Origin of the sequence: Arthrobacter flavus, assembly GCF_039526005.1 — a bacterium.
GTDB lineage: Bacteria > Actinomycetota > Actinomycetes > Actinomycetales > Micrococcaceae > Arthrobacter_D > Arthrobacter_D flavus.
The window spans coordinates 92,557-116,900 of record NZ_BAAAIJ010000056.1 but is presented as its reverse complement, the minus strand read 5'-3'; the positions used below and the strand labels follow the sequence as shown (position 1 = coordinate 116,900).

Here is a 24,344-nt window from a genome sequence, read left to right as displayed (position 1 = left end):
AACATGACCGTTTCAGAAGAACTGTTCACACGGGCGCAGGCCCTCATGCCTGGCGGCGTCAACTCTCCGGTCCGGGCTTTCGGATCGGTCGGTGGAACCCCCCGCTTCCTGGTCTCGGCCAAAGGCCCTCACGTGACCGACGCCGACGGTCGCGAATATGTCGACCTGGTGTGTTCCTGGGGTCCGGCGCTGCTCGGACACGGGCACCCGGCCGTGCTGGACGCGGTGCACCGTGCGGCGGACAAGGGCCTGTCCTTTGGGGCGTCGACCCCGGCCGAGGCTGACCTCGCGCAGCTGGTGAAGGATCGGGTACCAGCGGTGGAGCGGCTGCGGATGGTCTCCACGGGGACCGAGGCGACCATGACGGCAGTCCGCTTGGCCCGCGGCTTCACCGGCCGCAACCTGATCGTGAAGTTTGCCGGCTGCTACCACGGTCATCTGGATTCCCTCCTGGCAGCAGCCGGGTCGGGTGTGGCAACTCTCGCGCTCCCAGGCTCGGCCGGGGTCACCGCCGCGACCGCAGCGGAAACCCTGGTGCTGCCCTACAATGACCTGGCCGCTGTCGAAGCGGCTTTCGCCGACCACGGTAATTCCATCGCCGCCGTCATTACCGAGGCCGCACCAGCCAACATGGGGGTAGTGACCCCCGGGCAGGGCTTCAACGCGGGCCTGTCCCGGATCACCGCCGCCCACGGCGCACTGCTCATTATCGACGAGGTCCTCACCGGCTTCAGGGTGGACCCGGGTGGATACTGGGGCCTCACTGGCGGCGCCGGTGGCGCAGAGGAAGCGTGGACCCCCGACCTGCTGACCTTCGGAAAGGTGATCGGGGGTGGACTCCCCGCAGCCGCCCTCGGCGGTCGTGAGGACGTCATGAACTATCTGGCTCCCCTGGGACCGGTGTACCAGGCGGGCACCCTGTCCGGGAACCCGCTGGCAATGGCCGCCGGGGTTGCCCAGTTGAGCCATGCAACCGCTGACGTCTACCGGCAGATCGACTCCAACTCCCTGGCACTGTCAACCGCGCTCTCCACTGAACTGGATCGCGCCGGCGTCGACCATTCCATCCAGCGGGCCGGGAACCTGTTCAGCGTAGCCTTCGGGACGTCGTCGGGCGGCGTCCACAATTACGCCGACGCGCTGGCCCAGGATTCCTACCGCTACGCACCGTTCTTCCATTCGATGCTGGACTCGGGTGTCTATTTGCCGCCGTCAGTCTTTGAGGCGTGGTTCCTGTCGTCAGCCCACGACGACGCAGCCATGAACCGGATCTACGATGCGTTGCCGGCCGCTGCGGCTGCCGCAGCAGGGGCAACACCTGACAGCTGATACCCACTAGCCGACCCAGGATTAAAAAAGGGAACCCCGCACGGAAACGAAAGCCGTTTCTGTGAGGGGTTCCCTCGTATGACCGCTAGGACGCGGGTGCGACATCTCCGCTGGGCCACTGTTCCTCGATATAGGACTTGACCTCGGGGGAGTGCAGCAGCTCCTCGAGCTTCGCGATCCGGGCATCACCCTCCGAAGCGGTGTTCCAGGCCAGGAAATTGGCGTAGGGATTGCCATCGAGCGATTCAACGACGAGCGCATCAGCGGTGCTGAGACCCGCGTCGAGAATGTAATTGCCATTGATGATGGCCAGGTCAACGCTGGGGTCCTGCAGATCGTTGAGCAGTAGCTCGGGCTGGTTCTCGATGAACTCCAGACCCATCGGGTTCTGCTCGTCGGAGAGCGCCAGCACTGAGGCGTCCTCGGTGATGCCCTCAAGAACCCCGGCATCCTGCAACAGCGTCAGGGCGCGGGCCTGGTTGGAGGGGTCATTGGTGATCGCGATGCGTCCGCCCTCGGGGATGTCCGAGACGTCCTCGTGCTGTTCGGAGAAGGCAGCGTACGGCTCGATGTGGACGCCTTCGCCGTGCGCAAAGTCGTACCCCTGGCCTTCGACCTGGCTGTCGAAGTACGGCAGGTGCTGGAAGTAGTTGGCGTCCAGGTCACCGTCGCTGAGCGCGATATTCGGGGTGGTGTAATCGTCGAACTCGGTGATCTCGAGGTCGAGTCCGGCTTCCTCGGCGAGATTCTCGTCGACGAACTCAAGGATCCGGGCATGGGGCTGCGGGCTCGCCCCAACGGTGATGGTTTGCGGGTTGGCGGGATCCAGTGAGGAGACGACCTCGGTGTCGGCGGAACCGCCACAGGCGCTCAGCAGGAGGGTAGCAGTGACGCCGGTAGCAGCAAGGGTGAGTAGCTTACGCAATAGGTTTCCTTTCAAGGGGACGTGCAAAAGTAGGTGCAGGAAGTCAGTGGTGGGAACAGCGACGGCGTCAGCTGCCGACCACCTGGACTGCGGCCTGACGACGCAGCCGTTTACCGCGTCCTGCTGTCGCGGCCGAACGGTGATCCACCCGGCGCGCGGCCCAGTCCCCGGCCAGCTGAATGGCCTGCACGATAAGGACGATGATGACGATTACCACCACCATGACGGTGGTGTCGAACCGTTGGAGACCATAGTTGTAGGCCAGCCGGCCCAGCCCGCCGCCGCCGATGATGCCGGCCATCGCCGAGTAGCCGACCAGGGTGACCAGCGTCGTCGTGAACGCGGCAATCAGACCCGGGAGCGCCTCACGGAGCAGCACCTTGGTTACCACCTGCATTCGGGTGGAACCCATCACGAGTGCAGCGTCGATCTTGCCCGAGCCGACGTCGCGCAGGGAGGTCTCCACCAGTCGGGCGAAGAACGGGATGGCACCGATGCTCAGTGATACCGATGCCGCGACCGGTCCAATCGAGGTGCCCGTCAGAAGCCGGGCAAGCGGGATCAGCGACACCATCAGGATGGCGAACGGAATGGAACGGGTGATATTGACGACGACGCCGCTGACCACCTTGTTGGTCAGCGGCATCGGCCGCAACCCGTCGGGTGCGCCGGCGGAAAGAAACACGCCCAACGGCAACCCCACCAGAAGGGTGAAGAACCCGGAGATGCCGATCATCTGCATCGTTGCTGCGAATTCTTCGGGCAGCGCACGGGTGATGCCGGGGTTGGTGAAGAGTTGATCAAGAAAATCCATCATGCCACCTTCGCCGCGACGCCCTGGGACTGCAGGTACTGCAGCATTTCGTCCACTGGCGCCAGTTCGCTCACTTCAATTCGTAGCCGACCGAAACGGCTATCGGCGAGATTCTCGACGCTGCCAGCGAGCACATTGATACTCAGATCGAACCGTCGACCCAGGTCGGACAGGACCGGGCCCGATGCGATATCCCCCGCAAGGAGCAGTTCGAGCGCCGGCAACCCTCCTGGACTATGGGCAGGTAGCGGCAGCAGTGCACGGGACAGCTTTCCGTCGAGCCTGGCCGCCACGTCCTGCAGCCTGCCATGTTCAACGACCCGGCCATCCTCCAGCAGCGACACCGAATCGCAGATGCGCTTCACGACGTTCATCTCATGGGTGATGATCAGCACCGTCAAGCCCAGCGTGTCAGTGAGGTTATGGATCAGATCGAGGATGTCGTCTGTGGTGGTTGGATCGAGTGCCGAGGTGGGCTCGTCGCAGAGCAGTACGTCAGGATCGGAGGCGAGCGCCCGGGCAATACCCACCCGCTGCTTCTGGCCACCGGACAACTGTGATGGGTAGGCATCGGCGAAGCCAGTCAAACCCACTAAATCCAGCAGACGTGCCACCGTGGAAGAAATATCTGCCGTGGGGGTCTTCACCAGTTCCAGGGGGTGTGCCACATTCTGGGCCGCAGTGCGGGAATCCATCAGGTTGGCGTGCTGGAAGACCATCCCAATTCGACGGCGCGCAGTGCGGATCTCCGAATCCTTGACAGCTGTCAGTTCACGACCGTCAATGGTGACCGATCCGGAGGTGGGACGGTCCAGCAGGGTCAGGCACCGTACGAGGGTCGACTTTCCCGCCCCGGAGTGACCGATGACGCCGTGGATCGACCCACGGGGCACGGTCAGGCTCACCCCATCAAGGGCTGTGATGGTACGGGTGCCCTGCCGGTAGGTCTTGCGCAGGTCGGAAACTGTGATCATGGGCCCTCATGGTTGCTGGCGACGGCCGGATGATTGGTTGCGTCACGGCCGGAGGGCGAATCGGTCGACGCCCAAGCCATCATCACACGCATGAAAGAAGTGACTGAACTTTAGTGCCCTGAATCACTCATCTGGCGTCATATGGACGTTCCTCGTCGCTAGATCGAAGAATCTTCGGAAAGCCGGGTCCGCTGCGGCATTCCGAGGTTGTCCCTAGGAGGCGATGGCGGGCCAGCGCCCTTCAACAACTGCCGCCGGATCCTCACGGCGGAGGTACTCCTGGAAGCTTGCGGCCTGACGGGCTGCCCACACCACCTGCGATGCATGAAGAACACCTGCTGGACGTTGCAGATGCGGAAACCGTTCGGCGAGGATTGCCGCGACCTGCAAGGTCGCCAGTACATCCGCGGCCGACGTGTGGGCGTTCTCCAACACCACCCCGTAGTGTTCAGACATGGCTGTCAGGGTCCGTTTTCCGCGACGGAAACGATCGGCCTGCTTGTCGATGATGTACGGGTCCAGGACAGGGAACGGCAGGGGCACGGGCACCGTATGCCTGGCACCTTCGCTGGCCAGCACAGTGAAGTCATAGCGTGCGTTGAAAGCCAGGACAGGAATTCCCGCTGCGAACAGACGATTCAGGACAGCGGCGATTTCGTGCACGACCTGGCCAACCGGCTGGCCCTCGGCACGGGCCCGATCGGTGCTGACCCCATGGATTGCCGCAGCCTCCCGGGGGATCTCAACACCGGGATCGGCCAACCACTCATGTTGCTCAAGCACTGTGCCCTCCGCATCCACCAGTACGATCGACGCGGTGACAATCCGGGCAACCAGCGGGTCGCGTCCAGTGGTCTCGAGGTCGAAGGCCGCTCGTGGGTGATGATGCCAGCTATCCATGCCTTTGACGCTATCCTCCGGCACCGACATTTCGGGTGAGGTGGGTCCGGTTAGGCTGGAATTTATGAATGCTGATTTCGCCGAGGCAGTGTACGAGATAGCAGGAATGATTCCTGGCGGTTCAGTCCTTTCCTACGGCGACATCTCCGAGCTTCTGGAGTGTGCTGGCCCCCGTCAGGTCGGTGCCGCGATGTCCCGGTGCGGCGACGGTACACCGTGGTGGCGGGTGGTCCGTGCCAACGGGCTTCCCCCGCTCGGCCACAGTGCGGAGGCTTTCCCCCGCTATGCGGCTGAAGGGACCCCTCTGCGCACCAGCGTGGACACCCGGTCCCACGCCCAGGCGGAGCCGGGGTACATCATCGAGATGGCCGCGGCACGATGGAACCCAACCGAAACCGAACGGGGTGCAATCGACGCTACCCGTGCCGCGCTGGCCAGGGTTTCGGAGCCGATCCCTAAAACGTCGGAGCCCCGTGATTGGCTGTAACCATGAACGCTAGACCGCGATTGGTGACACCCGGTGATGCGCTGGCCGGGAAACCGTCAGCCACGGCCCCGCACCTCAGCCCTGAACAAGCAGAAATCGTTGCTCTTGGGGCCGGTAGCGGGCCGGTGCTGGTGCTGGGCGGCCCCGGGACCGGCAAGTCAACAGTGTTGGTCGAAGCGGCGGTCCGGCGGATCGACCAGGAAGGCCTGGATCCGGCCTCAGTCCTGATGTTGGCCCCGTCCCGCCTGAGCGCAGCCCGGCTGCGTGACGCGTTGACCTCCCGCCTTAACCGCAGTCTCAGTGCAGCGCCAGCACGGACCTGGGCATCGTATGCCTTTGACCTGATCCGCAGGGCGCGCATTGAAGGACGGAGCCCCGAGCTCATTCGCAGCCCGCGGCTCCTCTCCGGGGCGGAACAGGACCTCATCATCAAGGAACTCCTGGACGGTCACAACCGCCCCGGGGCAACACCGCTGGGGTGGCCGGAGGGATTGACCCTCGCCCTTCCCACCAGAGGATTCAGACAAGAAGTGCGGGAGCTCTTCGACCGGGTCAGCGAGTACGGTATGCATCCTGATGAACTGGCCGAGCTTGGGCGTCGTTTCAGCCGCCCAGACTGGACCGCGGGCGCCCGGCTGTACCAGGAATACCGTGACGTTCTGGATCTGCGGATGCCCGAGGCATTCGACCCAGCGGGCGTGCTGACCGCGGCCCGGAACCTGCTGGAGGTCGACGCGGACCTGTTGGCACAGGAGCGATCCCGGCTGCAGCTCATCCTCGTTGACGACTACCAGGAGTCGAACGCGGCTGTCCACGCCTTGTTCACCCTGCTCGGCAGGGACGGCGACGTCCTCGTGGCGTCGTGCCCGGACACCGTTGTTCACGGTTTCAGGGGCGCCCGGCCTGAGCTGACCGGCAGGCTGGGGCAGGACCTCACGAGGAACACCAAGCTGCTGACCGTCGGGCTCAGGTCCTCCCACCGGCTGACCGGTCCGTTGGCGGAGGCATGGCAAAACGTTGCCTCCCGCATCTCGGTCGTGGGCGGCGCGGGCGCGTACAGGACCCTGGAGCCCGTCCCACAGGGTCCGCCTCCACGCAACGAGGTGGGGCTGGTCTCCGCGCATTTGGTGGATTCCCCGTTCCACGAGCTGCGGTATGTGGCCCAACGGATCCTCGAGGCACAACTCTTCGCCGGACGCAGTCTCGGCGACATTGCAGTCATCGTGAGGACCGGTGCCCAACTGGCCGAGTTTCAGCGTTATCTGACCGGGCAGGGGATTGCGGTCAACGTGCCGGCAGCCGAGCGGGCCATTCGTGATGAACCAGCGGTAAAACCGTTACTGGACATTTTCGGAGTGGTTTTGGGTCAGGTGACCCTGGATGCGGCGTTGGCCGTGTCCCTGCTGTCCTCGCGGATAGGCGGCGCGGGGACACTCGAGCTCCGCCGGCTGCGTCAGAGCCTTCGCCAGACGGAAGTGGGGGCAGGCCGGGGGAGGACCAGCGACGAGTTGCTGGTTGAGGTACTCACCAATCCCTCGCTGATTGGCCCAGGGCTGCAGGGCGGTAAAGCGGCACGCAGGATCGCACGGATGATCTCAGCAGGAACGTCAGCTCTGCAGACGCATGGCGCCAACCCCGAGACGGTGTTGTGGGCGCTCTGGGAGGCCTCAGGGTGGTCAACTCCGTGGGCCGACTCAGCGATTGCAGAGGGGGCATCCGCGGCCCGTGCGGATCGTGACCTCGACGCAGTAGTGGCACTGTTCCAGACGGCCGAACGGTTCGTCGACCAGGTGCCCGGGGCGGCGCCGGCCCGGTTCCTTGAGTACCTGACCAGCCAGGAACTGCCAATGGACACGTTGGCGCCGCGCGCCCAGAACCAGGAATCCGTGGCGCTACTCACCCCAGCCAGCGCTTCCGGTCGGGAATGGTCGGTGGTGATCGTGGCAGGAATCCAGGAGGGGACCTGGCCCAATTTGCGGCTCAGGGGCGAATTGCTTGGGTCAGGTGAACTCACCGCGCTGATGGATCATGGAGCCGATTTTCGCCGGCATCGCGACCCGTTAATCCTCATGCAGGAGATCCGCTTCGACGAGCTTCGCAGCTTCTCGGTCGCCGTATCTCGGGCAACCGAGGAATTGATCTGCTGTGCCGTGGCATCCGATCAGGCACAGCCCTCACCGTTCCTGGACTTGGTGGATCCGTTGCCTCCCGGTCAGTTGGAGCGGTCCCGGACCGAGGTGCAACGTCCGCTGACGCTGCGCGCGCTCGTCGCTGAACTGAGGAAGTATGCCCAGCAGGCGACCGCATACCCCGAACTCTCCCGGGAAGCGACCCACCATCTGGGCGCCATGGTCAACCATTCTCCTACGGTGCCGGGAGCCCACCCCCGTGAGTGGTGGGGCCTCCAGGGGCTGTCCTCCAGCGCGCCGGTGGTACCCGCTGACCAGCCCATCCCGGTGTCTCCTTCCAAAGTCGATGCTGTCCTGAAATCACCGTTGAACTGGTTTGTGTCGGCGGTCGGCGGCGAGCCCACCATGGATTTCGCGCGGTCTTTGGGGACGCTGGTGCACAGTATTGCCCAGGACTTCCCGGATGCCACCGGTAATCACTATGTTGAAGAGTTGCAGCGTCGGTGGCCCTCCCTGGGGATGAAGGAGAACTGGGAGGGGAGGATCGATTTTCAGCGTGCCGAACAGATGGTGCGGAAGCTCGCTGGCTATGTGATCGCGATGCGGCAGGCGGGTCGGTCACTGGTCGGCACAGAGGTCGATTTCGAAGTGGACCTGGAGGTGGCCATCGGGGATGCTCCCCGAGTCGCGAGATTGCGGGGGCAGGTCGACCGGTTGGAAATTGATGCTGAGGGCAGACTGGTCATTGTCGACCTGAAAACCGGCAAATCTTCACCCTCGTTGGCGGATCTGGACCGGCACCCTCAGCTGGCCTCCTACCAGGTCGCCGTGAACGAAGGGGCGCTCTCTGCCGGCCAGGTCGCCGGATCGGGCGGGGCTGCCCTGGTCCAGCTGGGAACCACCCGCAAGGAAGCCGGAGTCCAGCAGCAACCAGCCCTGTCAACCGACGATGGCTGGGCCCGCGAAATGATCGAGGAAGCAGCACGTCTCATGTCGTCAGCGCAGTTCGATACGGTGCATGATCCGAAGCGATCAGGCCACGGCGGGTCAGGCTGCCGACTGCCCGAAATCTGTCCGCTGTGCCAAGAGGGACGGCAGGTGACCGAATGAGCAGCGCAGCAGCACCTGTCACAACTGGCGGAGGTCCCGCGAATCGGGTGGCCCAGCGGTTTTCTGCCAGAGAACTCGCTGAACTACTGCACCGTGACCCCACATCGCCGGTGCAGTACCCCACACCCGACCAGGTCACCATTATTGAGGCGCCACTCGAGCCGCTGCTCGTCATCGCAGGCGCTGGATCGGGTAAGACCAAAACCATGGCTGACCGGGTGGTCTGGTTGGTAGCCAACGGACTGGTCCGGCCGGAGCAGATCCTGGGTGTGACTTTCACCAAGAAGGCAGCCGGAGAGTTGTCCACCCGGATCCGGCAGCAGTTATCGGCACTGTACCCAGCGTTGGTCGCCGCGGGATCTGAAGGCCCCGACGAGGACCGGCTGGACCCGAGCGTGTCAACCTATCACTCGTACGCCAACTCGATTGTCCAGGACTATGGATTGCGCATCGGGGTGGAGCGCGACTCGGTGCTGCTCGGTGCTGCACAGGCCTGGCAGCTGGCCAGTTCTGTGGTGGAAGCGTATGAGGGGGAGTGGGAGCATTTCAGTGCCGCGAAATCCACTCTGGTCAAGGCGGTCCTCACCATGGCCGGGGAATGCGCTGAGCATTTGGTGACACCAGCCGAAGTGAGGGCGCTGCTGAGGGAGCACATCGCGGCCGTCAGCGGGCTCGAGTACGCGGCAGGCACCACACGCCGCCCGGCGCAGGCTGTTGCCAAGATGCTGGACAAGCTGCGAACCCGGGTCACCGTCACGGAACTGGTCGAACACTATTCCGACGCCAAGCACACCCGTCGGCAGCTCGATTTCGGTGATCTGGTCGCTCTCGCAGCGAGGATTGTCAGTGACATCCCCGAGGCGGTGGAGCTGGAGCGCCAGAAATTCCGGGTTGTCCTGCTGGATGAATTCCAGGACACGTCGTTTGCTCAGATGGTGCTGTTCTCAAAGCTCTTCGGCGACGGCCGGGCGGTGACAGCTGTGGGGGACCCCCACCAGTCGATCTACGGTTTCCGCGGCGCTTCGGCCGGTCAACTGGGCACGTTCCGCACCACGTTCCCCCTCACAGTCGACGGCGGGTTACGCCCTTCACCAGTCGCCAACCTTTCGGTCGCCTGGCGCAACGGCACCAGTATTCTCGCGGCAGCCAACGCTGTGGCCTCAGAACTCAATCGTCAACCCAGCTGGCTGCGCAGCTCCACCCTGTTCGTCCCTCCGCTGGAACCGAAACCCCGGGCAGGAGTGGGGGAGGTGTATCTGGGGAGGTACCTGTGCGAAGCATCCGTGCAGCTGGACGGCAGAACAGTGACGGGCGAGGCCGTTGCCCTGGCGGACCAGGTGGAGCGCCATCGACGGCGAGGTTTTGAAGTCAGCGCCGAGGGACGGGCGCTTAAACCGACCGTCGCAGTGCTATGCCGTGGGCGGCGGCAGTTTGAACCCATCCGGCAGGAACTGGCGAAGCGGGGGATTCCGGTGCAGATTGTGGGACTGGGAGGCTTGCTCCGCACACCCGAAATCGTCGAGCTACTCGCAGTGCTGCGGGTGCTCGGCGACCCGGATCGATCTGATTCCCTGCTGCGACTGCTGTCGAGCGCCCGCTGGCGGATCGGCGCGGCGGACATCATGGCCCTGGGTGACTGGTCCAGGCAACTGGCCCACCGGAGGCTCTGGTCTGCGCTCCCCACGGAACCAGCCGACGACGCCGGAACCAGCCCCGCGCAGGACGCCGAGCCGGTGCTGCCCGACACCGTCGAACTTGGCAGTCTGGTCGAGGCGGTTGACCATCTTCCTCCGGCTGATTGGGTCTCAAAGAGTGGACGCGGGCTGAGCAGCGAAGGACGAATCCGGCTCACCCGTCTCCGTGACGAATTACGAGTGCTCAGGGACTTCGTCGGGGATGATCTCACCACCCTGATCAACGAGGTGGAACGTCGCATCCTGCTCGATATCGAGGTGGCAGCCAAACCGCGGGTGGGGATTCATGAAGCACGGCGCAACCTTGACGCTTTCGTGGACGCCGTCGCCGGATTCAGCTCGACGGCGGAACGCGTAGATCTGGCCGCATTCCTGGCCTGGCTTGAGGCAGCAGATGCCGAAGAGGACGGGTTGCCCGTCACCGCACTCGAGACCAACCGGGATGCTGTGCAGCTCCTTACCGTGCATGCCGCGAAAGGGCTGGAGTGGGACATCGTCGTCGTCCCCGGGCTCAACGAGGGCGCCTTTCCCAGCGGATCCGACTCGCGGTGGAGCAGCGGTGACTCGGCTATTCCCTGGAATCTCAGGGGAGACGCGGGAGAACTGCCGCACTGGGACTGGGAACAGGAGGATCAGGTGTCATGGATAGCCAGCGAGAAGGAGTTCACCGCGGAGGCCCGCTACCACGCCGAGCGGGAGGAACGCCGGCTTGCCTACGTCGCGTTCACCCGTGCCAAGCACGTCCTGGTCTGCACCTCGTCGGCCTGGGGTGGCGGCCGGACCAAGCCCACCCCAGCGTCCATCTACCTCACTGAGTTGCTGGACCTGGCCGAGCACCACCAGCCGGGGTTCACCGTACTGGAGTGGCTGACCCAGGAGGAGGAAGGAGACAATAACCCGGCCAACACGGTGGAAGCCCGTGCCGCGTGGCCAGCAGACCCGCTGGCCGCACGTCGTCCGGACATGGAGACCGCAGCGGCTGCGGTCCTGGCGGCGGCAACCGGGGCATCCGATATGACCAAGACCGAGGCCCGGCCAGGGCCGGCAGGCGCCGGCGGGCGGTGGTCCGAGGAGACACGACTGGCCCTGGCCCGGCATTCCCGGGCAACGGGCAGTTCAGAAGTCGAACTCCCGGCTCACATCTCGGCTTCCCTCCTGGTGGAGTTATCCGACGATCCTGCTGCGGTGGCCCGTCAACTCCGGCGGCCGGTGCCGCGGCGCCCTGGAATGGCAGCCCGGCGCGGCACAGCCTTCCACACCTGGATAGAGGAGTACTACGGGACCAGCGGCATGCTGGACCTCGGTGAAACCCCGGGAGCCGATTCCCATGTCGACGACGCCCTGGACCTCGACAGTATGATCGCCACCTTCAGGCAGTCGGTGTGGGCCCATCGCGTGCCGGTGGAACTTGAGGTCCCCATCGAAACGAAGGTGGGTTCACTGGTGGTTCGGGGACGCATCGACGCGGTGTTCCGTCATGACGATGGAACATGGGAACTGGTCGACTGGAAGACTGGCATCCCGCCATCGCAGCAGAAACTGACGGTGCGGTCGGTGCAGCTCGCCGTCTACCGGTTGGCATGGGCGAGGTTGAAAAGCGTTCCGCTGGAGTCTGTACAAGCGGCTTTTTACTATGCCACCACCGATACGGTGATTCGACCACATGATCTGGCCAGCGAGGCGGGACTCGAAGACATCATTACCAGGGCCACGTCCCTGCCCGAGGACTAGGTCGCCTGCGCTTACTGCCGACTGCTGCGAAGGATCAGTTGGACTTGATGATCGGCAGCGCTGACGTCTCAGTGTCGTCGGCCGGAACCGGCGAGACCGAAAACCGGCGAGGTTTCTCGGTGGTGTCGGTCGACTCTGTCCCTGCGCCGCGGTCAGTGTCCGGCGAGTCGGTACCAGCGCTGGTGACAGGATCGCCGTCGTCGAGGCCCGGTGTGTCATCGCCGTCGTCGTCAAGGGGTTCCCCAGCCACCGGGTTGTCATCACTCGGTTGGACGGGTTCCACGACCCCGCGGTCGGGATCCTTGCGGTCGGCACGGTTCATGTCGGCACGGTTCATGTCGGCACGGTTCATGTCGGCACCGTCGGTCCCAGCGACCGTGGCGTCCGCCTGGTGCTGCGACTCCTGTGCCCGGTAGGCGGCCGCGGCTGCTTCCTCGGCCTGCAAATCCCGGTCAAGGGTGGACATCATGTCCTCGGCCTCGGCGATCATCTCGGAATTGTCCATCGCCACGCCCCGCACCAACCACTGAGCCAAGGCGAACTCTGCCGCGAGAGCAGCGCGTCGCATCAGATGCGGGTCAGCGGCTTCGCCGCGAGCCGCGACGTAGGCGTTGTGGACGGCCTCGGCGAATCCTGGGTCGCTGGCTGCCAGCAGCCAGGCAAAGTCGTCGGCCGGATCGCCCACGCGCAGGTCTGTCCAACCCGTTACCGCGCTGACCCGACCGGCCGAGACCAGAAGATTGTCTTCGTGAAGGTCCCCATGGACCACTGTCGCGTGGAATCGCCAGAGCGTGACATCCTCGAGCGCGTGTTCCCACCGTCGCAGGAGATGTGCAGGAATTCTGCCAGTGATGGCGGCCTGGTCCAGTTCGTTCAGCTTCCGTTGCCGGAACTCGTTCGCCTCGTAGCTGGGCAGGTCGGCGTTATGGACCAGTAACGGTGGCAGGTCGTGGATCGCGGCGAGCATCCGCCCGAGTTCCGTAACCAGCTCCCTGCCCCCACCGGCGAGGTCGTCCAGCTCGCGGACTGAACCTTCGAGGTGGGCGTACACGAAGGTGCACAGCTCGCCCTGCCGCAGTGTCCCTGCAATGTGGGGGACCAGGAACGGCAGTTCCGCCCTGATCGCGGGTGTGAATGCCTTCAACGCCTGCAGCTCAGTCTCAAGCCTCATCGACGCGTCGGGATGCTTAGGGGACCGCACCCGCCACTGTTTCCCGGAGTCGTCGACTAGCAGTGCCGATTCGAAATCTGCGGCATCATCGGGGATGCCAGCCACCCCGGTAGGGGTAAGCCCGGGTACGGCGGCGCTGGCAATCGCCGCGAGTTCCATGGGTGTCCGTTTCACATCCTCAACGGTAGGGCTGTCCTTCCCAGAAAGGGCCCTTGCCGGTCGGCGAGTCGTCAGAAGCTGCTATCGCGGTCACCCAAAGTGGCGGTGAAATGTGTTTTGGGGGACCGAGAACGTACCGTAGAACCATGAGTGAAACCCTCCGGATTCCCACCCTTCAGTCCTTCGGAACGCTACCGCTGGCGCGGGTGGCGCTGGACCGCGGAGGGGCACTGCGTTCAAGTCCCTCTCTGCTCGACGAGCTGTGGGGTGCCCCCGCCACGCGTGTGATGTTCATCGCCCAGGGCAAATCCCCAGTGGTTGACGGGAACCTCCTGTTCGTGGACTCGGCGACCGTGAGCCGTCCGGAAACTGTGGTCTACCTGGGGCGAACTCTTGCCGACGACCCCGATCACGGAGGCATCCCGACCGGAACCCACATTCTGCTCGCAGTGCTGGAATCCATGGACAGCGAAAGGTTTGACACCGCGAGCTGGCTGGGCCTTCGAGAGTCGGCCTTGGCTCTCTCGGGCAGGGACGCCGGCATCTTCGTTCAGGCCGCGTCGATTGCGAACTGGCATGCCAAGCACATTCATTGCCCCCGGTGTGGCGCGATGACGGAGGTCGTCGACGGGGGCTGGGTGCGGCGCTGTCCGGCCGATGGGTCAACCCACTACCCGAGGACCGACCCGGCCATTATTGTCGCAGTGGTGGACGACGCCGATCGGCTCCTCCTGGGATCCGCGGCCGCCTGGCCCGAGGGACGGTTTTCCACCCTGGCGGGTTTCGTCGAACCAGGAGAGTCGCTGGAAGCTGCTGTTATCCGCGAGGTGGGGGAAGAATCAGGTATTGAGGTGCACTCACCCCGGTACCTGGGCTCGCAGCCGTGGCCGTTCCCTGCCTCCCTAATGCTGGGGTTTATCGCCACTGCCGTGAACACCAACCAGGTGCCGGATGGTGTGGAGATCATGGACGTCCGATGGTTCACGCGGGCGGAACTGCTTCAGGCAGTGCGAAGCGGTGAAATCACTATTCCCACTGGAGCTTCAGTCTCGCGGGCCCTGATCGAACACTGGTACGGCGGGTCCCTGGACTTGGCAGTCGAGGGGGGCAAACTCTAGGTATGGAGACAACTCTCGAAGAGAGGATCCTCGCTGGCCTCGATGACGAACAGCGGACCGTCGCTTCCACGCTGACCGGGCCGCTCTGCGTTCTCGCCGGTGCGGGAACGGGTAAAACCCGGGCCATCACCCACCGGATTGCCTATGGTGTCCACACCGGTGTCTACAAACCACAACAGGTGTTGGCGGTGACCTTCACGGCCCGCGCCGCCGCCGAAATGCGGACCAGGCTCCGCGACCTGTCCGCCTCTGGAGTGCAGGCGCGGACGTTCCACGCCGCCGCCCTGCGGCAGTTACAGTACTTCTGGCCGCAGGCAGTGGGCGGGCCCCTGCCTGCTCTGGTAGACCACAAAGCGCAGCTCATTGCAGAAGCATCGCGGCGACTCCGGTTATCGACGGATCGAGCGGCGATCAGGGATGTTGCTGCGGAGATCGAATGGGCCAAAGTGTCCATGCTTACCCCCGAGCGGTATACGGCCGCGGCGGCTGGGCGGGTGGAGCCCGCAGGCATGGACCACACCACAGTCGCCCGTATCTTCGCTGGCTATGAGGACCTCAAGCTTGACCGCAACGTCATCGACTTCGAGGATGTGCTGCTGATTACGGTGGGGATCCTGCAGGAGGATGAGAAGGTTGCGGCCACCGTGCGCGCCCAATACCGGCATTTCGTGGTCGACGAGTATCAGGACGTTTCCCCGCTGCAGCAGCGGTTGCTCGATTTGTGGCTCGGTGATCGCCGCGAGCTATGCGTGGTCGGTGATGCCAGTCAGACCATCTACTCGTTCACCGGGGCAACCTCGCGGCATTTGCTTGATTTCACCGGTCGGTATGAGGGTGCACAGGTGGTGCGGTTGGTTCGCGATTACCGGTCCACGCCGCAGGTGGTCAAGCTAGCCAACAACCTGTTGGCCGCGCGAACCGCGGAAACCGGCCGTCAGCCAGGCTCCTCGAGTTGGTCCACCCCGCTGGAGCTCATTGCCCAGCGCGACGCTGGACCGGAACCCTCGTTCACCGAGTGCAGCGACGATGAAGCGGAGGCCGCCGAAGCGGCCAGACGGATCAAGGCGCTGATGGACGGTGGGGTGCTGGCGAGTGAGATCGCGATCCTCTACCGCACGAACGGCCAGTCAGCGGCTTATGAACAGGCGCTTGCCAGCGCCGGTATTGGCTATCAACTTCGCGGCGGTGAACGTTTTTTTGCGCGCCGGGAAGTCAGGGATGCGCTGCTGCAGCTGCGTGCCGGTGCCAGAACCGCGGGATCAGACGATGTCCCGCAACTGGTGCGGGACATCCTCGCGAGCCTGGGGTACACCTCGGTGGCACCGGCGAGCTCGGGAGCGGTCCGGGAAAAGTGGGAGTCGCTCGCCGCGCTGGTCGCCCTGGCTGATGAACTCAGCGCATCCCGGGCCGCTGACGGATTCACTCTTCAGGATTTTGTGGCGGAGCTCGAGGAACGGGCCGCAGCCCAGCACGCACCGACGGTGCAGGGCGTCACCCTCGCGTCGCTCCACGCGGCGAAAGGCCTGGAATGGGATGCAGTGTTCCTGGTGGGCCTCAGCGAGGGTCTGATGCCAATCTCCTTCGCTGACACGCCGGAGGCGGTCGACGAGGAGCGCAGACTACTGTACGTGGGCATCACTCGGGCGAGGGAACACCTGGCGCTCTCCTGGTCCACCGCTCGCACCCCGGGCGGACGGGCCAGCCGGAAACCGACCCGGTTCCTCGACGGGCTTCGACCGGGCGTTGTCGGTGATCGGGCCTTCCGTACGCCCAAGGTCAAGCAAAGCCGCAAGGTGTCCGCTCCGTCGACCTGCCGGGTGTGTGGGAAGGTGCTCGGGTCCGGCTCCGAGCGAAAGATCGGACGGTGTGGTGACTGCCCGGCCACGTACCAGGAAGCCACCTTTGAGGCATTGCGGGCCTGGCGGTTGGACCAGGCTCGCGAGAATGACGTGCCCGCGTTCGTTGTGTTCACCGACGCAACCCTGGTCGCTATCGCCGAGGCGCGGCCAACAACGATCGAGCAGTTGGGGGCGCTGGCTGGGATCGGTCCGTCCAAACTCGAGAAGTACGGGGATTCGGTGCTGTTGATCCTCGCGGAGAGTGAGTGAGGACATTCAATGACTGTCAAGGATCCGCCCGTCGAGGTTAGACGGTCCACGAAGCGCAGGCGGACCGTCAGCGCTGACCTGCGCGACGGCGTCGTCATCGTTTCCATCCCAGCCCACTTCACCGCGGCTCAGGAAGCCGACTGGGTGCAACGCATGGTCACCAAACTCCTGTCCAAACATCAGCCGTTGACCCCTACACAGGGCGGTGCAGCCCCGGCCAATCCGGGGGATGAGCTCCTGCAGCGCGCCGGAGCGCTGTCGGAAGCCTATCTGGCCGGGCGGGGCCAACCGGTGAGTATCGGATGGGTGACGAACCAGAATTCCCGGTGGGCGTCGGCCACACCGGCCCGTAAGACGATTCGTCTCTCGCACAAGCTGCAGGGAATGCCCGGCTGGGTGGTTGACTACGTCATCCTGCACGAGATGGCGCACCTCATCGAACCCTCCCACAATCGGGTGTTCTGGCGGTTACTTGAGGCGTACCCGCGAACGGAAACAGCTAAAGCGTTCCTTGACGGTGTGTCGTTCGCTGCCAACCACGGCATGGCCGGCCGCTAACGGCGACGCCGTTCTGTGCTCAGCCAGTAGTTGCTGAAACCGGAGTCCTGAGGGTCAATATTCGTCCCCGGGGGCACAATCTCGTCAATCCGGTCGAGCGTCGCGTCGTCAAGCTCAAGTGATGCGGCGCCGAGCAACGATTCGAGCTGGGTCATCGTGCGGGGGCCGATAATCGCACTGGTGACCGCCGGGTGGCGAAGCACAAACGCCAACGCCAGCTGGGCCAACGGAACACCTAGGTCGTCGGCCAGGGCGCCGAGCGCATCTGCGGCGTCGAACTTCGCGGCCGTCACCGGGTTGGTCAGATCAAACGGTTCCTTGTCCGATCCACGGCGGGTGGCGGGGAGATCCTGGCCTTTCCGGTATTGGCCGGACAGCCACCCGCCCGCAAGCGGACTCCACACCAGGGTGCCCATTGCATGCCGGTGGGTGGTGGGCAACAGGTCGGCTTCGACTCCCCGCGCCAGCAGGGAGTATGGCGGCTGCTCAGTGACGAAGCGGGCCGTATGGTGCTGGCGTGCTGCCCATTGGGCCTCGACAACCTGGGACGGCTGGAAGGTCGATGAACCGATGTACCGCACCTTGCCCTGGCGCACGAGGTCGTCGAGAGCGCCGAGTGTTTCATCGATGTCCGTGTGCTCATCCGGCCGGTGCATTTGATACAGGTCAATGTAGTCGGTGCGAAGCCGCCGTAGGGAGTCCTCGACTGCCCGCATAATCCAGTGACGGGACCCGCCGCGGTAGTTTGGTTGCTGCTTCATACCGTTGAAGAACTTGGTGGCAATCACCAGGTCCTCACGGTTGCCGTGCTCGGCGACCGCCCTGCCCACGATCTCTTCCGACTCCCCGTAGGCGTAAATGTCGGCGCTGTCGATGAAGTTGATTCCTGCGTCGATGGCACGACGAATGACCCTGACCGAGTCCTCATGGTCCTTGTTGCCCCAGTCGCCGAACATCATGGTGCCGAGGCAGAGACGGCTGACCTCGACTCCGGTCCGGCCGAGCTGGGTGGTCGGCTGAGCCGCGCCCTGCTCAAGCATTCGGTTTGCCGCCCTCCGGGGAATCTTCCCCGTCAGTCGACTGGTCCTCGGACCCGGGTGACTCGTCAGCGCTCGGAGTTTCCTCGGCGTCGTCGAAGCCGCCGTCCAGTAGCCGCTGCAGGGCAGCGTCCACCTCGGAATCCGAAGACTCAGCGAGCTGTCGACGCTGGCTGAACCCCTGAGGGTCGTCGAGATCTTCGGCAGTCGGTAGCAGGTCGGGGTGTTCCCACACCGCGTCGCGGCCCTCGACGCCCCGTTCGGCGGTGAGATGAGCCCAGAGCGTGGCAGCGTCGCGTAGACGTCGTGGGCGTAACTCAAGGCCCACCAGGGACGCGAACGCATGTTCGGCAGGCCCGCCGGTAGCGCGTCGTCGGCGGACCATTTCCCGCAGCGCCGCCGAGGACGGCAGATTCGCGGTGGCAGCGGCGGTCAGTTCATCGACCCACCCCTCCACCAGGGCCAGGGCAGTCTCGAGACGCACCAGCGCAGCGTCTTGCTGTGGGGTGCGGCCCGGCATGAAGACGCCCTCAGAAAGGGCAGCCTGCATGGACTCGGGATTGGACGGGTCGATGTCCCGTGCCACTTCCTCAATCTTTGACATGTCGATGTGAATGCCCTTGGCGTAGCTCTCGACTGCTCCGAGCAGGTGCGCCGAAAGCCACGGCACCTGGGTGAACAGCCGGGTGTGGGCGGCTTCACGTACGGCGAGGAAAAGCCTGACTTCCTGCTCGGGGATATCCAGGCCCTCACCGAAGGCAGCCACATTCACCGGCAAGAGGGCCATCTGACCCTCAGCGAGAGGGACCCCAATGTCGGTGGAACTGACAACATCCTTGGACAGGGCGCCCACAGCTTGGCCGAGCTGCATCCCGAACATCGCCCCACCGAGATTCTGCAGCATCGAGGAGGCACCGCCCATCATGGTCTTCATCTCCTCCGGCAGTTGCTCGGAAATGGCGTCGGACAAAGCCTTCGCGATACTCACTGCCACCGGTTCCGTGAGGCGCTTCCAGGTGTCCATGGTGGCCTCGACCCATTCCGCGTGGGACCACGCGCGGCCAAGGGTGTTGGTGGAAGGGAAATCGGTGACAGGGTCGAGCCACATCTCTGCGAGCCTCAGCGCCTCGTCGACGTCTCTGCGCTGCTGCGGGGTGACCGAGGGGTCCCCATCGGCAGCCGCGACACGGCGCGCGTGGTCGTGGGCGAGCTGCCAATTCACCGGCCCATCGCTTTGTGCCGCAAACATTGCCTGAACCTGCTGCATCATCATCGCCATGGCCTGCGGATCGGACGGCAGGCCGGCGGCCTTGGCTAGCGCCTGCGGATCCATGCCCTGCGCATTGCCGCCCATCAGACGGGCCAGCATCTCGGAGAGGGGATCCTTGGGGGTGTCGCCGTCGTCGTTGGACGGATCTGACGGGTTGGAGGTCACTGCTACCACCGGTCCTGGAATTGGCTGCTGGGAAGGGCTGCTCGTCTACTGCTGGTTGTGGGTTCTAGGCACAGTCGTCGAACATCGTCGGTTCTTCCACGTTACCCGCCGGGTCCCGGGGTTGTCCCGAACGCGCTGGACCGTTCGCTGAGGGCAAAGCGGCGGCGGTCATTCAGTGGGTGCCGGGCTCGCCCCTAGCAAGTACGCTAAAGAAGCTCGATGATGCGCGGTTCGGCCGCGGCAGAGCAGCGTGAAGGACCACCAGGACATGCGCAGTGTCCGACGAAGAGAAGGTTTCCTGTTGACTCAGCCCACCTACAACGACCCGCCAGTGCCGCCCGCCATGGCCAAACGGGATCCCCGCTTCACCGTGATGGCAGTGTCCGGGTTCCTCGCGCTGCTCGTCGGTGGCGCTGCCGTCCTGCTGCCGGCGCCCTATGTGGTCGAATCGCCAGGGCCAACCTTCAACACGATTGGGGAAATCGACTCCCAGCCGCTGATCGAAGTTGCAGGTCGCCAGACCTACCCCACCTCCGGCGACCTGGACCTGACCACCGTGTATGTGACGGGAGGGCCGGGCACCCAGCTTGGTATCTTCGACGTGTTCAGAGCCTGGCTGAATCCCACCGAATCGGTGGTGCCACGCGAACTCCGGTACCCGCCGGATGCTACCCAGGAAGACATCCAGGAGCAGAACGCGGTCGCCATGACCTCATCGCAGGAATCGGCTATCGCTGCCGCTCTCGCGCACCTCGATATCGACTTCGACGAAGAACTCTCGGTTGCGGGCCTGATCGAGGACGCGGCTGCTACCGGCATCCTGGAAGAGGGCGACGTCATCACCTCGGTGGACGGCACTGACGTCACGAACATCGGGGTCCTGCGGGAGTCCCTGAACGCAGCGAACGGCGACCCCGTTAATCTTGGGCTGCTGCGCGACGGCGGGAAGATCACCGAGACAGTGACCCCCAAGGAATCCGAGGGGGGCGATTTCCAGCTCGGTGTAGGTCTAGTCGCCAACTTCACCTTCCCTTTCGACATCACCATTGCACTTGACAATGTCGGCGGTCCCTCGGCCGGGTCGATGTTTGCCCTGGGCATTGTTGACCTGCTTACCGAGGGCGAACTCACCGGCGGTAAACACTTCGCGGGGACGGGGACCATCGACTCGGCGGGTCAGGTGGGGCCGATCGGTGGAATTCGCCAGAAACTAGCCGGTGCGCGGGACGCCGGAGCGGAAGTGTTCCTGGCCCCCGCCGCGAACTGCAATGAAGTGGTGGGGCATGTGCCGGACGGACTGCAGGTGGTGCGGGTGGAGACACTCGACGACGCGGCGGAGGCCGTCCGCGTCCTGGGGGCGGGCGAGGATGGGTCGGCGCTACCCACCTGCGACGCCGGATAGGTCAGCCAATCAACGGTCGCCCTGGCCCCAGCGGGTGGAAATTTGGACACAGTTTCATTTCGATCTGGCGTCAAGCCGCCCGGATCGGAACGAAATTGGGTGGCCTGGACGTGTTCAAGGCAGAATGGAAATGCATGGGACCAGTGCGTCGTGCCGCTGATTTTGGCGGTTCGAGAGCGGTTTCCGTGATCCAACGGATCCAACGATGAGGTAAATGTGACTTCCGGACCAGACCGGCCGTTCGGCAGCAGGCCGAGCCAAACCAATTCCAGCAGTGCGAAAAGACGCAGCCCGCTGATCCCGACGTTGGTGGTGCTGGCCGTTCTGGTCATCGCCTTCGTATACGTCTCTCAGGTCTACGCTGACGTCCTTTGGTACAACCAGCTCGGCTTCGTGGAAGTTTTCGTCACCGAGAACCTTTCACGAATCGGACTGTTCGCGGCTGCCTTCCTGATCATGGGCGCCAGCGTGTATTTCAGCCTTCGGGTGGCCTACCGGTCACGCCCAATTTACGCGCCCGACAGTGCTGTTCAGGACAACCTGAACCGGTATCAGGCGCAACTCGAACCGATCCGCCGCCTGCTGATGCTCGGCATCCCAGTGGTGCTGGCCGCATTCGCCGGAACAGCGGCCGCATCTCAGTGGCAGCCAGTCCTCCTGTTCTTCAACCAGGAACCCTTTGGCGAGCAGGATCCGCAGTTCGGTCTGGATATTGCCTTCTACGTGTTCACCATGCCGTTCCTGACCTTCCTGGTCGGCTTCCTGATCAGCGTGGTGATCATCAGCGCCATTGCGGGCATCCTCACCCACTACCTGTATGGCGGAATCCGCCTTGAGGAAAAGGGACTTTTCACTTCCAAGGCCGCCAGGATTCACATCGCGGTGCTGGCCGCCCTGTTCCTGCTCCTTCAGGGCGTGAACTACTGGCTGGACCGTTATGCCACCCTGACCGGTACCGGGGGGAACTGGGATGGGGCTCTGTACACGGACGTCAACGCAGTAATCCCCACCAAGGCGATCCTTGCCGCCGCGGCCATCATCGTCGCTGTTCTGTTCATCGTGTCAGCTGTCATCGGGCGGTGGCGGCTGCCGATCATCGGTACCGCAATGCTCGTCATTGTTGCGATTCTGGCCGGTGGCGTGTACCCGTGGGTCATTCAGCGTTTCCAGGTGGTGCCGTCCGAGTTCAGCCGCGAGGAACCGTTTATTGAACGCAACATCGATCTCACCCGCGCGGCCTATGGTCTCGACGAGGTGGAGACCACCGCCTATAACCCGGTAGAGACACCGGAAGCGGGCGCTCTCAACGCGGACGGCGAGACCACCGCGAACATCAGGTTGCTCGACCCGAACCTGGTCAGCGACGCCTTCAGCCAATTGCAGCAGTTCCGCCAGTATTACCAGTTCCCCCAGACACTCAACGTAGACCGGTACGAGATTGACGGTGAGATCGAGGACACGGTAATCGCGGTCCGTGAGTTGAACACCGCCGGTGTGCCGGACGGCTGGATCAACCAGCATGTGCTGTATACCCACGGTTACGGCATCGTCGCTGCGGCCGGTTCGACCACCGAACCGGATGGTCGCCCCACGTTCATCCAGTCCGGTATCCCGTCCACTGGCGCTCTTGGTGACGAGTCCACCTATGAGCCGCGGATCTACTTCGGCGAAGAGTCACCGCTGTACTCGGTGGTGGGAGCTCCTGAGGGCGCAAACCCGATTGAGATCGACCGCCCCCAGAGCGAAGAATCCGATCAGCAGTCCCGCAGCACCTTCCAGGGCAGCGGCGGACCCAACGTGGGGAACATCTTCAACCGGTTGGTCTACGCGCTGAAGTTCCAGTCAACTGACCTTTTGCTTTCGGACCAGGTCAACAGCGAGTCCCAGATCTTCTATGACCGGGACCCAGTTGAACGGGTCGAGAAGGTCGCCCCGTACCTGACGCTCGATGGCAACAGTTACCCAGCCATCGTCGATGGTCGGGTCAAATGGATCATCGACGGGTACACGACGACCTCGGATTACCCTTACTCGACGCAGCAGGAGCTCCAGTCGGCGACCCAGGACTCGCTGACCGCCGAGGGCCTTGCCACACCGCTCCCACCGGAGCAGGTCAACTACATCAGGAACGCCGTCAAGGCGACGGTTGACGCCTACGACGGGTCGGTGGAACTGTACGCCTGGGACGAGGAAGACCCCATTCTCAAGGCGTGGCAGAACATCTACCCCTCCTCGCTGCAGCCCTATAGCGAGATGTCCGCTGATTTGATGTCCCACGTCCGCTACCCGGAGGATCTTTTCAAGGTGCAGCGTGAATTGCTGGCCCGGTACCATGTGACCGAGACCGAGCCGTTCTACAGCAACAACGAGGCCTGGAGCGTTCCGAACGATCCAACCCTTGAGGGCGACGACATCAGCGTTCCACAGCCGCCCTACTACCTGACGCTGCAGATGCCTGAACAGGAGGGGGCCAGCTTCTCGTTGACTACCCCCTTCATCCCCTTCGTCCCGGCGGGCCAGGAAGCGCGAAATGTGCTGTACGGTTTCCTCGCTGCAGACGGCGACGCCGGCACCGGCGAGGACGGAGTGAAATCCGATACCTACGGCACCCTGAGACTGCTCGACTCCTCTGGCCAGGACTCAGCCGTCGGCCCAGGGCAGGCAGCCAACCTGTTCAACTCGGACACCACAGTGTCGCAGGAGCTCAACCTGCTGCGACAGGGTGCCTCTGAGGTGATCAGCGGGAACCTGCTGACGCTGCCGATCGGCGGCGGCGTGGCGTACGTCCAACCGGTCTATGTTCAGTCCTCGGGTGACTCATCCTTCCCGGTCCTCCGGCGCGTGCTGGTGAGCTTCGGCGAGGAAGTTGGCTTCGCGCCGACCCTGGACGAGGCGCTCGACCAGGTATTCGGCGGTGACTCGGGAGCTGTGACAGGTGACACCGAGAATGTGGGTGAGACCCCGGCAGACCCTGCTGCGCCTCCGGCGGAGGGCGATCCTGCCGAGGGCGAGCCCGCCCCCGCGCCGACGGAACCCGTCACTGGCGGCACCGACGACCCATCAGCGGATCTTCGGGCGGCCCTGGAGGATGCCAACACGGCCATCCAGGACGGCCAGGATGCCCTTGCCGACGGCGACTTTGCAGCCTATGGCGAAGCTCAGGATCGACTGAGCGACGCTCTGGCCCGGGCGCTCGACGCCGAGGAACGTCAGACAGGGACCGCACCAGCAGGGGAGTAGGGCGGCAAATAGCCTCCCAAATC

At 64.2% G+C, this 24,344-nt stretch carries 16 protein-coding genes; 9 read left to right on the top strand and 7 right to left on the bottom strand.

Annotated features, from left to right (window positions below; translation table 11 throughout):
- Positions 1-3 precede the first annotated feature (3 nt).
- Positions 4-1,329 carry a glutamate-1-semialdehyde 2,1-aminomutase gene (hemL, locus tag ABD059_RS14590; protein ID WP_343881321.1) on the top strand — a complete coding sequence of 442 codons (1,326 nt, stop codon included), beginning with the start codon at positions 4-6 and terminating at the stop codon, positions 1,327-1,329.
- An 85-nt stretch (positions 1,330-1,414) separates the two neighbouring features.
- Here hemL and ABD059_RS14585 read toward each other — a convergent pair whose 3' ends face one another.
- The 4 genes from ABD059_RS14585 to ABD059_RS14570 all read right to left on the bottom strand — a co-directional run bounded on the left by ABD059_RS14585 (position 1,415) and on the right by ABD059_RS14570 (position 4,942).
- Positions 1,415-2,254, bottom strand: coding sequence for a MetQ/NlpA family ABC transporter substrate-binding protein (locus tag ABD059_RS14585; RefSeq protein ID WP_343881319.1), 840 nt, complete (start codon positions 2,252-2,254; stop codon positions 1,415-1,417).
- A 67-nt stretch (positions 2,255-2,321) separates the two neighbouring features.
- Positions 2,322-3,068 carry a methionine ABC transporter permease gene (locus ABD059_RS14580; RefSeq protein WP_343881317.1) on the bottom strand — a complete coding sequence of 249 codons (747 nt, stop codon included), beginning with the start codon at positions 3,066-3,068 and terminating at the stop codon, positions 2,322-2,324.
- Entirely contained in the window at positions 3,068-4,042 is a 975-nt protein-coding gene (locus ABD059_RS14575; RefSeq protein ID WP_343881315.1) for a methionine ABC transporter ATP-binding protein, read from the bottom strand. The genes ABD059_RS14580 and ABD059_RS14575 overlap by 1 nt, the downstream gene beginning before the upstream one ends.
- A gap of 213 nt (positions 4,043-4,255) precedes the next feature.
- Positions 4,256-4,942, bottom strand: coding sequence for a 3'-5' exonuclease (locus ABD059_RS14570; protein ID WP_343881313.1), 687 nt, complete (start codon positions 4,940-4,942; stop codon positions 4,256-4,258).
- Between the two features lie 64 nt (positions 4,943-5,006).
- On the opposite strand from ABD059_RS14570, the gene ABD059_RS14565 reads away from it, so the two are divergent.
- The 3 genes from ABD059_RS14565 to ABD059_RS14555 are packed head-to-tail and all read left to right on the top strand — an operon-like array spanning position 5,007 to position 12,093.
- Complete coding sequence (locus ABD059_RS14565) at positions 5,007-5,429, top strand: MGMT family protein (protein WP_343881311.1); 423 nt, start codon at positions 5,007-5,009, stop codon at positions 5,427-5,429.
- Between the two features lie 2 nt (positions 5,430-5,431).
- Positions 5,432-8,668, top strand: coding sequence for an ATP-dependent helicase (locus ABD059_RS14560; RefSeq protein ID WP_343881309.1), 3,237 nt, complete (start codon positions 5,432-5,434; stop codon positions 8,666-8,668).
- Positions 8,665-12,093: an ATP-dependent helicase gene (locus tag ABD059_RS14555; RefSeq protein WP_343881307.1), complete on the top strand. Its 3,429-nt coding sequence runs from the start codon at positions 8,665-8,667 to the stop codon at positions 12,091-12,093. The genes ABD059_RS14560 and ABD059_RS14555 overlap by 4 nt, the downstream gene beginning before the upstream one ends.
- 34 nt (positions 12,094-12,127) lie before the next feature.
- Here the strand turns inward: ABD059_RS14555 and ABD059_RS14550 are convergent, their stop codons facing one another.
- Complete coding sequence (locus ABD059_RS14550; protein ID WP_343881305.1) at positions 12,128-13,438, bottom strand: macrolide 2'-phosphotransferase; 1,311 nt, start codon at positions 13,436-13,438, stop codon at positions 12,128-12,130.
- Between the two features lie 131 nt (positions 13,439-13,569).
- Here ABD059_RS14550 and nudC point away from each other — a divergent pair, with 131 nt between their 5' ends.
- From nudC to ABD059_RS14535, 3 genes are read left to right on the top strand one after another with little or no spacing between them, the layout of a single operon-like run.
- Complete coding sequence (gene nudC, locus ABD059_RS14545; RefSeq protein ID WP_343881304.1) at positions 13,570-14,541, top strand: NAD(+) diphosphatase; 972 nt, start codon at positions 13,570-13,572, stop codon at positions 14,539-14,541.
- A gap of 2 nt (positions 14,542-14,543) precedes the next feature.
- Complete coding sequence (locus ABD059_RS14540) at positions 14,544-16,649, top strand: ATP-dependent DNA helicase UvrD2 (protein WP_343881303.1); 2,106 nt, start codon at positions 14,544-14,546, stop codon at positions 16,647-16,649.
- Between the two features lie 9 nt (positions 16,650-16,658).
- Positions 16,659-17,207 (top strand): M48 family metallopeptidase, encoded by a 549-nt coding sequence (locus tag ABD059_RS14535; protein ID WP_343881300.1) that lies wholly within the window; start codon positions 16,659-16,661, stop codon positions 17,205-17,207.
- On the opposite strand, the gene ABD059_RS14530 is transcribed toward ABD059_RS14535, so the two are convergent.
- Both ABD059_RS14530 and ABD059_RS14525 read right to left on the bottom strand, forming a co-directional pair.
- Positions 17,204-18,247: an aldo/keto reductase gene (locus ABD059_RS14530; RefSeq protein ID WP_343881298.1), complete on the bottom strand. Its 1,044-nt coding sequence runs from the start codon at positions 18,245-18,247 to the stop codon at positions 17,204-17,206. The two genes, ABD059_RS14535 and ABD059_RS14530, sit on opposite strands and share 4 nt — an antisense overlap.
- Positions 18,240-19,679, bottom strand: a complete 1,440-nt coding sequence (locus ABD059_RS14525) for a zinc-dependent metalloprotease (protein WP_343881296.1) — start codon at positions 19,677-19,679, stop codon at positions 18,240-18,242. Before ABD059_RS14525 ends, ABD059_RS14530 begins: the two co-directional genes overlap by 8 nt.
- A 301-nt stretch (positions 19,680-19,980) precedes the next feature.
- On the opposite strand from ABD059_RS14525, the gene ABD059_RS14520 reads away from it, so the two are divergent.
- Together ABD059_RS14520 and ABD059_RS14515 are read left to right on the top strand one after the other, a co-directional pair.
- The gene (locus ABD059_RS14520) at positions 19,981-21,081 is read left to right on the top strand and encodes a YlbL family protein (RefSeq protein WP_343881294.1); all 1,101 of its coding nucleotides are present in this window, start codon (positions 19,981-19,983) and stop codon (positions 21,079-21,081) included.
- A gap of 216 nt (positions 21,082-21,297) precedes the next feature.
- Positions 21,298-24,321: a UPF0182 family membrane protein gene (locus ABD059_RS14515; protein ID WP_377959678.1), complete on the top strand. Its 3,024-nt coding sequence runs from the start codon at positions 21,298-21,300 to the stop codon at positions 24,319-24,321.
- Positions 24,322-24,344 lie beyond the last annotated feature (23 nt).